Annotated in this window: 10 protein-coding genes; 5 read left to right on the top strand and 5 right to left on the bottom strand. The window is 71.8% G+C overall.

All coding sequences use genetic code 11. The annotated features are described in order from the left end of the window. The first annotated feature begins 4 nt into the window (after nt 1-4). The 5 genes from ACWPWW_RS13010 to ACWPWW_RS12990 all read left to right on the top strand — a co-directional run bounded on the left by ACWPWW_RS13010 (nt 5) and on the right by ACWPWW_RS12990 (nt 5,687). On the top strand, nt 5-1,381 hold the full coding sequence (locus tag ACWPWW_RS13010; protein WP_454050792.1) for a TrkH family potassium uptake protein: 1,377 nt from the start codon (nt 5-7) through the stop codon (nt 1,379-1,381). A 133-nt stretch (nt 1,382-1,514) separates the two neighbouring features. Continuing rightward, nucleotides 1,515-2,150, top strand: coding sequence for a potassium channel family protein (locus ACWPWW_RS13005; protein ID WP_454051814.1), 636 nt, complete (start codon nt 1,515-1,517; stop codon nt 2,148-2,150). Beyond that, nucleotides 2,147-3,328: an ROK family protein gene (locus ACWPWW_RS13000; protein WP_454050791.1), complete on the top strand. Its 1,182-nt coding sequence runs from the start codon at nt 2,147-2,149 to the stop codon at nt 3,326-3,328. Before ACWPWW_RS13005 ends, ACWPWW_RS13000 begins: the two co-directional genes overlap by 4 nt. Nucleotides 3,329-3,378: 50 nt before the next feature. Continuing rightward, nucleotides 3,379-4,611 (top strand): PP2C family protein-serine/threonine phosphatase, encoded by a 1,233-nt coding sequence (locus ACWPWW_RS12995; RefSeq protein WP_454050790.1) that lies wholly within the window; start codon nt 3,379-3,381, stop codon nt 4,609-4,611. A gap of 47 nt (nt 4,612-4,658) precedes the next feature. Continuing rightward, complete coding sequence (locus ACWPWW_RS12990) at nt 4,659-5,687, top strand: magnesium and cobalt transport protein CorA (RefSeq protein WP_454050789.1); 1,029 nt, start codon at nt 4,659-4,661, stop codon at nt 5,685-5,687. Nucleotides 5,688-5,769: 82 nt separating this feature from the next. On the opposite strand, the gene mmsB is transcribed toward ACWPWW_RS12990, so the two are convergent. The 5 genes from mmsB to ACWPWW_RS12965 all read right to left on the bottom strand — a co-directional run bounded on the left by mmsB (nt 5,770) and on the right by ACWPWW_RS12965 (nt 12,412). Then, a complete protein-coding gene (gene mmsB, locus ACWPWW_RS12985; RefSeq protein WP_454050788.1) occupies nt 5,770-6,951 on the bottom strand; it encodes a multiple monosaccharide ABC transporter permease in 1,182 nt (393 codons plus the stop codon). Continuing rightward, complete coding sequence (gene mmsA, locus ACWPWW_RS12980) at nt 6,948-8,486, bottom strand: multiple monosaccharide ABC transporter ATP-binding protein (RefSeq protein ID WP_454050787.1); 1,539 nt, start codon at nt 8,484-8,486, stop codon at nt 6,948-6,950. The genes mmsB and mmsA overlap by 4 nt, the downstream gene beginning before the upstream one ends. 105 nt (nt 8,487-8,591) lie before the next feature. Beyond that, nucleotides 8,592-9,731, bottom strand: a complete 1,140-nt coding sequence (chvE, locus tag ACWPWW_RS12975) for a multiple monosaccharide ABC transporter substrate-binding protein (RefSeq protein WP_454051813.1) — start codon at nt 9,729-9,731, stop codon at nt 8,592-8,594. Between the two features lie 414 nt (nt 9,732-10,145). Next, nucleotides 10,146-11,654: an L-arabinose isomerase gene (gene araA / locus ACWPWW_RS12970; protein ID WP_454050786.1), complete on the bottom strand. Its 1,509-nt coding sequence runs from the start codon at nt 11,652-11,654 to the stop codon at nt 10,146-10,148. Then, a complete protein-coding gene (locus ACWPWW_RS12965; RefSeq protein WP_454050785.1) occupies nt 11,651-12,412 on the bottom strand; it encodes an L-ribulose-5-phosphate 4-epimerase in 762 nt (253 codons plus the stop codon). The genes araA and ACWPWW_RS12965 overlap by 4 nt, the downstream gene beginning before the upstream one ends. Nucleotides 12,413-12,444: the final 32 nt, after the last annotated feature.

The raw sequence follows: 12,444 nt of genomic DNA, 5'->3' as shown, positions 1-12,444 counted from the left end.
GCCGATGGCACGGGGTCTCCCCGGTGTGTTCTGGTCCGGCCGCGAGATGATCGACCGCCTGGCCCGGCAGTCCCCGGCCCGCCTGGCGCTGACCGTGTTCGCGTCGGTGATCGCGGTGTTCACGGCCCTGCTGTCGATGCCGTGGGCGACGGCGTCGGGCGAGCGCGCCCCGTTCGTGGACGCCCTGTTCACGGCGACGTCGGCGGTCTGCGTCACCGGGCTGGTCACGGTGCCGACCGGGACCTACTGGTCCACCGCGGGCCAGGTCGCGATCCTGGTGGCGATCAAGATCGGCGGCCTGGGCGTGATGACGCTGGCGTCGATCCTCGGCCTGGCGGTGTCCCGCCGGATCGGCCTGACCCAGAAGCTGCTGGTCAGCTCGGAGACCAAGGAGACCCGGCTCGGCGAGGTCGGCTCGCTGGTCCGCACGGTCATCGTCACGTCGACGGCCCTCGAGGTCGCCATCGCGCTGGTGCTCATCCCCCGCCTGCGGATCGTCGGCGAGTCCTGGGGCGAGTCCGTCTGGCACGGCGTGTTCTACGCGATCTCGGCCTTCAACAACGCGGGGTTCATCCCGACCGAGGAGGGCCTCGAGCCGTTCGCCGACGACTGGTGGATGCTGCTGCCGATCATCATCGGCGTGTTCATCGGGTCGCTGGGGTTCCCGGTCATCCTCAACGTGGCGCGCGCCTGGCGCCGGCCGCGGCGGTGGAGCCTGCACTCCAAGCTCACGCTGACCACGTCGGCCGCTCTGGTGGTGTTCGGCTCCGTGGTCGTCGCCGCGTTCGAGTGGACCAACCCGCGCACGCTCGGCGGGCTCAACTGGAACGAGACCTTCCTCGCGGCGCTGTTCGCCGGCGTGATGCCGCGGTCGGGCGGGTTCTCGACGGTCGACGTCGGCGACATGCACGAGGGCACCTGGCTGCTGAACGACGCGCTGATGTTCGTCGGCGGCGGCTCGGCCTCCACGGCGGGCGGCATCAAGGTGACCACGCTCGCCGTGATGCTGCTGGCCATCGTCGCCGAGGCCCGCGGCGACCGGGACGTCGAGGCCTACGGCCGGCGCATCCCGCGCGAGGCCCTGCAGGTCGCGATCGCCGTCTCGCTGGTGAGCGCGACCATCGTCCTGGTGACCAGCCTGTTGCTGCTCGCGATCACCGGCGAGACGCTGGACGTCGTGCTGTTCGAGGTGATCTCGGCCTTCGCGACCGTGGGGCTGTCCACCGGGCTCACCCCGGAGCTGCCCGACGCGGGCAAGTACGTGCTCACCGTCCTGATGTTCATCGGCCGGACCGGCACGATGACGCTGGCCGCGGCCCTCGCGCTGCGCAGCCGTCGTCGGGTCATCCGGCTGCCCGAGGAGAGGCCGATCATTGGATGACCTGACCAGGACCGGCGCGCTCGGTCTGGGACCGCTGACCGGGAGCGACCGCAGGGGCGAGCGCAAGGGCGACCGCGACCGCCGCCCCGACGACGGCCCGCGCGGCGGCAAGGCCCCGCGGCGCGACGCCGGCATCCTCGTGATCGGCCTGGGCCGGTTCGGCTCGGCCATCGCCTCGACGCTCGACCGCCTCGGCCAGGACGTCCTCGCCGTGGAGCGCGACCCGGACCTGGTCGCCCAGTGGACCGGGCGCATCCCGCTGGTCGAGGCCGACTGCACCAACCCGGAGGCGCTCGAGCAGCTCGGCGCGCGGGACTTCTCGGTGGCCGTCGTCGGCGTCGGGTCGTACCTCGAGGCCTCCGTGCTGATCACGGGCAACCTGGTGGACATGGGGACGCCGCAGATCTGGGCGAAGGCGATCAGCACCGAGCACGCCCGCATCCTGCAGCGGATCGGCGCGCACCACGTGGTGCTCCCGGAGGCCGACGCGGGCTCGCGGGTGGCGCACCTGGTGTCCGGGAAGATGCTCGACTACATCGAGGTCGAGGACGGGTTCACGATCGTCAAGATGAAGCCGCCGCGCGAGACGCAGGGCTTCACCATCGGGCAGTCGAAGATCCGCGAGCGGTACGGCGTCACGGTGATCGGGGTGAAGAGCCCGGGCATCGACTTCGTCTACGCGACGCCGGAGACCCGGATCGGCGCGAACGACCTGCTCATCGTGTCGGGGCACGCGGAGCTGCTCGAGCGGTTCGCCGCGCGGCCGTGAGCACCGAGGTCCGCCGCCCCGGCGAGCCGCGCCCGCCGTCCCGCGCGCTGGTCCCGGGGGCGCGGGACAGCCGCGCGCTGCTGATCGACGCCCTGCGCCGCGCCGACGCCCTCACCCAGGTCGAGCTCGCGGCGGCCACCCAGCTGTCCCCGGGGACCGTGTCGGGAGCCGTCGCCGCGCTGGCCGCGGAAGGTCTGGTGCGGGTCGCCGTCACCACCCGGTCGGGGCGCCGCGCGCGCTCGGTGTCGCTGGCCACCCCGGCGCTGGCGGGCGTGCACTGCTACCTGGACGAGGTGCGGGTGGTCCTGGACCTCGGCGACGGCACCCGGGTCGAGGAGGTCGTGCCGCTGCCGGGCGGGCACCGGGCGGAGCACGCCGTCCGCCACGCCCGGGCTGCCCTGGGCCGGCTGCTGGAGGCGACCGGCACGGACCCCGCGTCGCTCGCGGCGGTCGGGGTCGGCGTGCCCGCGCCGGTCGAGGTGCGCACGGGCCGCGTGGCCGGGTCGGGCGTCCGCGACGGCTGGGGCGGGATGGTGGCGGCGCCCGCGCTGTTCGCCCCGGCGCCCGGCGTCCCGGTGGTGTTCGACAACGACGGCAACCTCGGCGCGCTGGCCGAGGCGCGGCTCGGCGCCGGGCGCGGCTGCGCCACCGTGGTGCACGTCGCCGTGAGCCAGGGGGTGTCGGGCGGGCTCGTCGTGAGCGGGGACGTCGTGCACGGCCGCACGGGGACCGCCGGCGAGCTCGGGCACCTGACCATCGACCCCAACGGCCCCGTCTGCTCGTGCGGCAACCGCGGGTGCCTGCAGGTCTACGCGGGTGCCACCGGGGTGCTGGACCTGCTGCAGGCCAGCCACGGGCCCGTGACCATCGCCGACGTGCTGCAGCTGGCGGCCGCCGGCGACCCGGGGTGCCGCCGGGTGCTGTCCGACGCCGGGCGGCACCTGGGCACGGCGATGGCCTCCGTGTGCACGGTGCTCGACCCCGACGTGCTCGTGGTCGGCGGCGCGCTGGCGGCGGCGGAGGACCTGCTGCTGGACCCGCTGCGCGAGGTGCTGGCCGAGCGGACCGCGGTGACGTCGGGCGCGGTCGTGGACGTGGTCGCCGGCCGGCTCGGCGCGGCCGCCCCGGCGCGCGGGGCGCTGCTGCTCGCGCGGGACGCGGTGCTCGCCGGGGCCTGAGGGCAGGTGAAGTTCCCCCCGCGCGGCTCATCTCCCGGGCCGGCGTGCCGATGATCACGCCTGAGGGCGACATCGGCCTCGGGAGCCGGATGCGGAGGTGGGGCGTGGCGGGTTCGCGGTCCCCGCGCACGGACGCGCCCGAGCCCGTGACGGCCGTCCCGCCCGACCTCCCGGTCCCCCGGGACGGCGCGGAGCCCGGTCCCGGTGCCGACGCGCTGCCCTGCTCCGTCACGCGCCGCCTGGCCGCGCTGGAGCGGCTGGGCGCCGTGAGCGCCGACCCCGAGCCCCGGTTCGACCGCGTCGTGCGCCTCGCCAAGCAGGTCTTCGACGTCCCGACGGCCACGGTGACGCTCGTCGAGGCCGGCGCCGACCACGGGGCGCTGCCGGTCGACGCCGCCGTGCTGGAGGACCGCGGACCGGACGCCCGGCTGCGGTTCTACGCCGAGCACCCGCTCGTCGACCCCGACGGCAGCCTGCGGGGCATGCTGTGCATCGCCGACACCCGCCCGCGGCAGTTCACCGCCGACCAGTCCGCGCTGCTGCGCGACCTCGCGCACTGGGTGGCGCAGGAGCTCGCGCTGGACGCGCGCCTCGGCCGGGCGCAGCAGCTGCAGCTGGGCCTGCTGCCCCACGAGACCCCGCAGGTCCGGGGCTACGAGCTCGCGGCGTCCTGCCTGCCCGGACCCGACGTGGGCGGCGACTTCTACGACTGGTACGCCGCCGACGACGGCGTCGTGCTCACCCTCGCGGACGTGACGGGCAGCGGCCCCGCCGCGGCGATCCTCGCCGCGGCGGTCCGGGCGCTGCTGCGCGGGTCGGCGTTCGGCGCGCCGGTCGACCGCGCCATGGTCGACGCCGGCGCGGTGCTGCAGGCCGACCCGTCGCGCTCCGGCCTGTCCGCCACGGCCTTCCACGCCCGCCTGGACCCCGCCACCGGCCGCCTGGAGTACGGGGACGCCGGCCACGGCCTGACGCTCGTGCTGCGCGCCGACGGCACCTGGGACCGGCTCGCCACGCTGGGACCGCCGCTCGGCGTCTCCGACGAGGCGACCCGCGCGCTGGCCGAGACCCACCTCGGCCCGGGCGACCTGCTGGTGGCGTTCAGCGACGGCGTCCTGGACCTGTTCGACGGCACCCCGCGCTGCCTGCCCCTGCTCGCCGGCGAGCTGCTGCACTGCCCGACCGCCGACGAGGCCGTCCAGCGGGTGCTGCGCCTGGCCGCCGCGGCCGACGCCCGCCGGGACGACATCACCGTGCTCGCCGTCCGCCGTGGGGGGGCCTGACCGGCCGTCGGGGCGCCCGGCAGGAGCCGCGAACCTAGAGTGTGGGCGTGACGGACGTGCAGCGGGTCGGGGCGGACGCGGTGATCGGCGACTGCGGCCTGTACACCGGGGGCGAGCGCGTGCCCGGCCGGGTGCCGCTGCAGGACGCCGCGCGCACCGCCCGGGACGCGGACGGGTACCTCTGGGTCGGCATGCGCGAGCCGACCGACGCGGACATCGCGGAGGTCGCCGCGCAGTTCCGGCTCCCGACGCTGGCCGTCGAGGACGCCGTGCACGCGCACCAGCGGCCCAAGCTCGAGGTGTACGACGACGTGGTGTTCGCCGTGCTCAAGCCGGTGCGGTACGTCGACCACGTCGAGGTCGTCGAGATCACCGAGATCGCGATGTTCCTGCGGCCGAACGCCGTCGTGTCGGTCCGGCACGGCGAGGGCGGCGTGCTGCGCCAGGTGCGGGCGGAGCTCGACGCGGGCGTGCCGCCGGAGCAGGACTTCGGTGCGGCGGGCGTGCTCTACCGGACGGCGGACCGCGTGGTCGACGCCTACGAGGTCGCGCTCGGGCACATCGAGCTGGACGTCGACGACATCGAGAGCCTGGTGTTCGGGGCCGGCGACGACGACCACTCCGAGCGCATCTACAAGCTCAAGCAGGAGGTCGCCGAGTTCCGGCGCGCCATGCTGCCGCTGCAGCGCCCGCTCGAGCGCCTGGCGGCCGGCGAGGTGCCGCACGTGCCTGCGGCCGCCGAGCCGTACTTCCGCGACGTGCACGACCACCTGCTCCGCGCCGTCGACGCCATCGAGGTGATCGACCGGCAGCTCACCGACGTGCTGCAGGCCAACACCGCCCGCGTCACGACCGGCCAGAGCCGGGTCGCGCTGCGGCAGAACGAGGACATGCGGAAGATCTCGGCCTGGGCCGCGATCGCGCTGCTGCCGACCGCCATCGCCGGCATCTACGGCATGAACTTCGAGCACATGCCGGAGCTCGGGACGCGGTACGGGTACTACGTGGTGCTGGCGGTGATCGTGGGCGGGTGCCTCGGCCTGCACCGGGCGTTCCGCCGCAACCGCTGGCTCTGACCCCTCCCCGCCCCGGGCCGGACGCGGCGAGGGCCGGGACGGAAGATCCGTCCCGGCCCTCGGCCGTGCGTACGAGCGGGGCTCAGCGAGCGACGCTCGCGCGGCGCTTGTTGAAGATGTCGAACGCGACGGCGAGCAGGAGCACGAGGCCCTTGACGATCTGCTGCACCGACTGGTCGACGCCCATCAGCTGCATGCCGTTGGACATGACGGCCATGATCAGGCCACCGACCATGGCGCCGGTCACGCGGCCGACACCACCGGTCGTCGACGCGCCGCCGATGAAGCAGGCGGCGATCGCGTCGAGCTCGAACATGTTGCCCGCGCTGGGCTGGGCGCCGTTGGACCGCGAGGAGTACACGGCACCGGCCACGGCGGCCAGGAAGCCCATGTTGACGAAGATCCAGAAGTTGACCTGCTTGACCTTCACGCCGGAGAGCTGGGCGGCGGAGAGGTTGCCACCGATCGCGTAGACGTGGCGGCCGAACACCGTGCGGGTGGTCACCGTGTTGTAGACGAGGATCAGCACGGCGAGGATGATCAGCACGATCGGCAGGCCGCGCGAGTGCGCCAGCTGCCAGGCGAAGGCCATGACGACGACGGCGATCAGCACCAGCTTCAGGACGAACAGCGGCAGCGCCTCGACCGACTGCTGGTAGCGGATGCGGCCCATGCGGGAGCGCCAGGCGCTGAACGCGTAGCCGAGGATCGCGATGGCCGCGATGATCAGCGTGAAGGCGTCGTACCCGTCACCGCCGAGCAGGCCGTTGATGAAGCCGCCGGCGACCTTCTGGTACGTCTGCGGGAACGGCGACAGCGAGATGTTGTCGAGCACCTGCAGCGTCAGTCCGCGGAACAGCAGCATGCCGGCCAGGGTGACGATGAACGCCGGGATGCCGACGTACGCGACCCAGAAGCCCTGCCAGGCGCCGACCACGAGGCCGACGGCCAGCGCGGCCAGGATGCCGAGCCACCACGGGTGGCCCTGCTGGATCACGACGACCGCGGACACCGCACCGGTCAGCGCCACCACGGACCCGACCGAGAGGTCGATGTGCCCGCCGATGATGACGATCACCATGCCGATCGCGAGGATCAGGATGTACGAGTACTGCAGGACGATGTTGGTGAGGTTGCCCGGGGAGAGCAGCACACCGTCCGTCAGGATGGCGAACAGTCCGATGATCGCGACGAACGCGATGTAGATACCACTTTGCCGCAGGTTCTTCGTGAAGATGTCCCGCAGGCCTGCAACAGCCGTCATCGAACCGTTTCCTTTTCCTTCGTCATGAGCTCCATGAGGCTCTCCGGGGTGGCGACCGCACGCTCCTGCACGCCGGTGATCCGGCCGAACGCGAGCGTGTAGATGCGGTCGCAGATCCCGAGGAGCTCAGGCAGCTCGGAGGAGATGACCACGACGGCCTTCCCCGCGTCCGCGAGCTTGTTGATGATGGTGTAGATCTCGTACTTCGCACCGACGTCGATGCCGCGGGTCGGCTCGTCCAGGATCAGGACCTCGGGGTCCGTGTAGATCCACTTGGACAGGACGACCTTCTGCTGGTTGCCGCCGGACAGCTTGCCCGTCAGCGCCATGACCGTCGGCGACTTGATGTTCATCGACCGCCGGTACTCCTCGGCGACCTTGATCTCCTCGTTGCCGTTGACCCAGCCGGCCTTCGACAGCTTGCCGAGCGCGGCCGCGGAGATGTTCTGCCGGATGTCCTCGATGAGGTTCAGGCCGTATGTCTTGCGGTCCTCGGTGGCGTACGCGAGACCGTGGTTGATGGCCTCGGACACCGAGCGGGTCTGGATCTCCTTGCCGTGCAGGAAGACCTTGCCCGAGATGTTGCGGCCGTAGGACCGGCCGAAGATGCTCATCGCGAGCTCGGTGCGCCCGGCGCCCATGAGGCCGGCGATGCCGATGATCTCCCCGGCGCGGACGTTGAACGAGGCGCCGTCGACGACGACGCGGCCCGGCTGCGTGGGGTGCTCCACGTGCCAGTCCTCGACCCGGAACACCTCCTCGCCGACGTGCGACTCGTGCGGCGGGTACCGGTGCTCGAGGTCGCGGCCGACCATGCCCTTGATGATCCGGTCCTGCGTGACCTTGTCCTCGACCATGTCGAGGGTCTCGATCGTCTTGCCGTCGCGGATGATCGTGGTGGAGTCGGCGATCTCGGCGATCTCGTTGAGCTTGTGCGAGATCATGATCGACGTGATGCCCTGGCCCTTGAGGTGCCGGAGCAGGTCGAGCAGGTGCTCGGAGTCGGAGTCGTTCAGCGCGGCCGTCGGCTCGTCCAGGATGAGCAGCTTCACCTTCTTGGAGAGCGCCTTGGCGATCTCGACGAGCTGCTGCTTCCCGACGCCGAGGGCGCCGATCGGGGTGGTCGGGTTCTCGTCCAGGCCCACCCGCGCGAGCAGCGCGGCGGCCTCGGAGTTGGCCCGGTTCCAGTCGATGAGCCCGCGGTGCGCGCGCTCGTTGCCGAGGAAGATGTTCTCCGCCACGGACAGGTACGGCACCAGCGCGAGCTCCTGGTGGATGATCACGATCCCCTTGTCCTCGGAGTCGTTGATCGAGCCGAACTCGACCTTCTCCCCGTCGAAGCGGATCTCACCGTCGTAGGTGCCGTGCGGGTAGACGCCCGACAGCACCTTCATGAGGGTGGACTTGCCGGCCCCGTTCTCCCCGCAGATCGCGTGGATCTCCCCCCGCGAGACGTTCAGGTTGACGTCCTGCAGAGCCTTGACCCCGGGAAAGGTCTTGGTGATGGAGTTCATTTCCAGGATGTGGTCGCTCATGCGGCCTCGACCGTCCTCGTTCGTCGGGCGTGGTTCGGGGCTCCGCGCAGGCCGGCCGGCACGTGGTGTGCCGGCCGGCCCGCGCGGCGCGAGGGGGTCAGGCGATCAGGCCTGGCCGCTCTCGACCTGCTCCTCGGTCCAGTAGCCCGAGTCGATCAGCAGGGACTGGATGTTGCTGGCGTAGACGATGTCCGACTCCAGCAGGTAGGACGGGACGACCTTGACGCCGTTGTCGTACGTCTCGGTGTCGTTCGCCTCGGGCTCCTCGCCCTCCAGGAAGGACTGGGCCGACACGACGGCCTGCTCCGCGAGCTTGCGGGTGTCCTTGAAGATCGTCGCGAACTGCACGCCGTCGTTGATGAGCTTGACGGAGGCGATCTCCGCGTCCTGGCCCGTGACGGGCGGCAGGCCGGCCTCGATCGAGTCGCCGTAGCCGGCGTTCTGCAGGGCGGTGATGATGCCGCGCGAGATGCCGTCGTAGGGCGACAGCACGCCGTCGACCTTCGAGCCGTCCGAGTACGTGGAGGTCAGGAGGTCCTCCATGCGCTTCTGGGCGGTCTCCTGGAGCCAGCGCAGCGTGGCGACCTGCTCGATGTCGGTCTGGCCCGACTTCACGACGAGGGTGCCCTCGTCGATGTACGGCTGCAGGGTGTCGATCGCGCCCTGGTAGAAGAAGTGCGCGTTGTTGTCGTCCAGCGAGCCGGCGAACAGCTCGATGTTGAACGGGCCCGTCGCGGTGCCCTCGGAGCCGTCCTCGTTGAGGAGGCCCAGGCCGACGAGCAGCGAGGTGGCCTGCTGGACACCCACGTTGTAGTTGTCGAACGTGACGTAGAAGTCGACGTTCTCGGTGCCGTTGATCAGGCGGTCGTAGGCGATGACCGGGATGCCGGCGTCCGCCGCGGCCTGGAGCTGGTTGGCCAGGGCCGTGCCGTCGATCGAGGCGACGATCAGCAGGTCGACGCCCTTCGTGATCATCTGGTCGATCTGCTGCGACTGCGTCGGGATGTCGTCCGCGGCGTACTGCAGGTCGACCGTGTAGCCGGCCTCCTCGAGCTGGCTCTTCACCGCGTTGCCGTCGGCGATCCAGCGCTCCGAGGTCTCGGTCGGCATCGCCACGCCGATCGTCTGCTCGCTGGGGTCGCCACCGCCGGTCTCCTCGGTGCCGCTGCCGGCGCCGCCGCCGGAGCACGCCGCCAGGCCGAGCGCGAGAACGCCGCCGAGCGCGACGATCTTGATGCTCTTCATGTCCTTCTCCTCCTCGAGAGGGTTGCTGACCTCGTCGTCTGCGGGCACGTCATGCGCCGTCGCCCGTCCTGCCCTGCGCCGCGCTGGCGGGGTCAGACCCCGTCGCCGGCGAGCACCTGCATACTGTCGCGGGCTTGAGTTCAAGAAGTCAAGCCAAAGGTTCGGGCGCCAGGTTGCAGATGGATAACGGCGTGCGAATGCGCTGGCCGCGGATACGTCGGTGCAGGTCAGGGCGGGTTTTCGACGTCCTGTGCGGCGCCTGGGACCGGTCAGGATCACCCGCCCGGCTCCCGAGCTTGAATTCGGAGCGCGAACCCAACTTCCCGATCGGGTGCTGGATGCCGCCCGGCACGACGACGGCCCGCCACCCCGGGTCGGGGTGGCGGGCCGTCGGGTCGATCGGCGCCCGGGGGCTCAGAACCCCTGCGCGATGCGGTAGTACACCTGGTTCCAGCGCACCTGGTCGCGGAAGCCGCGGCGGGTGGTGGACTCGTCGATCACCAGCAGCTCGGTCCCGGCGATGTCGGCGTAGATCTCGAACGCCTCGACGCCCGCGGCGGTCGACATCACCGTGTGGTGCGCGCCGCCGGCGGTCAGCCACGCCTCGGCCGAGGTGGCGAAGTCGGGACGGGGCTCCCAGACGGCACGGGCCACGGGTAGGTTCGGCAGCTCCTGCGTCGGGGGCACGACGTCGACGACGTTCGCGGTCATGCGGAACCGGTCGCGCATGTCGGCCAGCGACACCACGACGGCCTCGCCCGGGTCGGCGTCGAACACCATGCGGACCGGGTCCTCCTTGCCGCCGATGCCGAGGGGGTGGATCTCCACGCGCGGCTTCGACGTGGTCAGGGAGGGGCAGACCTCGAGCATGTGGGCGCCGAGGATCTTCTCGCCGCCGGGCGTGAGGTCGTAGGTGTAGTCCTCCATCAGCGACGCGCCGCCGGGCAGGCCCTCGCCCATGACCTTGGCCGCGCGGACCAGGACGGCGGTCTTCCAGTCGCCCTCGGCGCCGAAGCCGTAGCCCTTGGCCATGAGGCGCTGCACCGCGATGCCGGGCAGCTGGCGCAGGGCGCCGAGGTCCTCGAAGTTGGTGGTGAACGCCTTCGCGCCGACCGAGGTCAGGAAGGTCTCGAGCGCGATCTCCTGCCGGGCCGCGTAGCGCAGCGACTCGTGGCGGTCGCCGCCGCGGCGCAGCTCGGGCACCACGTCGTAGAGGTCCTCGTACTCGGCGACCAGCGCGTCCACGTCCGCGTCGGCGACCGCGTCGACGGCCGCGACCAGGTCGTTCACGCCCCAGGTGTTGACCGAGACGCCGAACCGCAGCTCGGCCTCGGTCTTGTCGCCCTCGGTGACGGCGACGTTGCGCATGTTGTCGCCGAACCGGACCAGCTTCAGCTCGTGGGTGGCGGCCCAGCCCGCTGCGGCACGCGCCCAGGTGCCGACCCGCTTCGCGACGGCCGGGTTGGACGCGTGGCCGACGACGGTCGTGCGGGCGACGCCCAGGCGGGACGCGATGTACGCGTACTCGCGGTCGCCGTGCGCGGCCTGGTTGAGGTTCATGAAGTCCATGTCGATGCTGTCCCAGGGCAGCTCGACGTTCGCCTGCGTGTGCAGGTGCAGCAGCGGCTTGCGCAGCTGGTCCAGGCCGGCGATCCACATCTTGGCCGGGCTGAAGGTGTGCATCCAGGTGATGACGCCCAGCACCCGGTCGTCCGAGTTCGCGTCGAGCATCGCCCGGCGGATCGAGACCGAGTCCTTCAGCACCGGCTTCCACACGATGCGCACCGGCACGTCGGACGCGGCGTCGAGCTGGCGCGCGACCTCCTGCGACTGCTCGGCGACCTGGCGGAGGGTGTCCTCGCCGTACAGGTCCTGGCTGCCGGTGAAGAACCAGACCTCGCGGTCGGCGTAGGGCTTGCTCATGCGTCCTGCTCCTTCGTGGTGGTGGCCGGGGCTCCTGCACTGGAGCTGCCCTGGCCGTAGACGTTCTGGTACCGGGCGTACAGCGAGTCGACCTGCTCCTGCGGGATGCGGGTGGGCTCGCCGAGCTGGCGGGAGATGTGCACGGTGCGCGCGACCTCCTCGACCATGACGGCGGCCTTGACCGCCGCCTTGGCGTCCTTGCCGATCGTGAACGGGCCGTGGTTGCGCATCAGCACGGCCGGGCTGCGCGACTCCCGCAGCGTCTCGACGATGCCGCGGCCGATCGAGTCGTCGCCGATCAGCGCGAACGGGCCGACCGGGATGTCGCCGCCGAACTCGTCGGCCATCATCGTCAGCACGCAGGGCACCGGCTCGGCGCGCGCCGCCCAGGCCGTCGCGTACGTCGAGTGCGTGTGCACCACGCCGCCGATCTCGGGCATGTGCGTGTAGACGTAGGCGTGCGCCGCCGTGTCCGAGGACGGGCTGCGCGTGCCGTCGACGAGGTTGCCGTCGAGGTCGCAGACGACCATCGACTCCGGCGTCAGCTCGTCGTAGGTCACGCCGGACGGCTTGATGACCAGGAGGTCGGCCGTCGACGGGCCTGCGGGGTCGACCTGCACGCGCTGCGACACGTTGCCGGCCGTCCACACGATCAGCTCCCAGCGCGGGAGCTCGGCGTGCAGCGTCGCCACCACCTCGCGGGTGCGGGCGACGGCGTCCTGCACGTGCTGCGGGTACTCGGCCAGGGTCGGGCTCATCGGGGTGCCTCCTGCGTCGGACGTGGTGCGGT

It is taken from the genome of Cellulomonas sp. Marseille-Q8402 (genome assembly GCF_965119525.1).
This window is presented reverse-complemented; position numbering and strand designations above follow the sequence as displayed.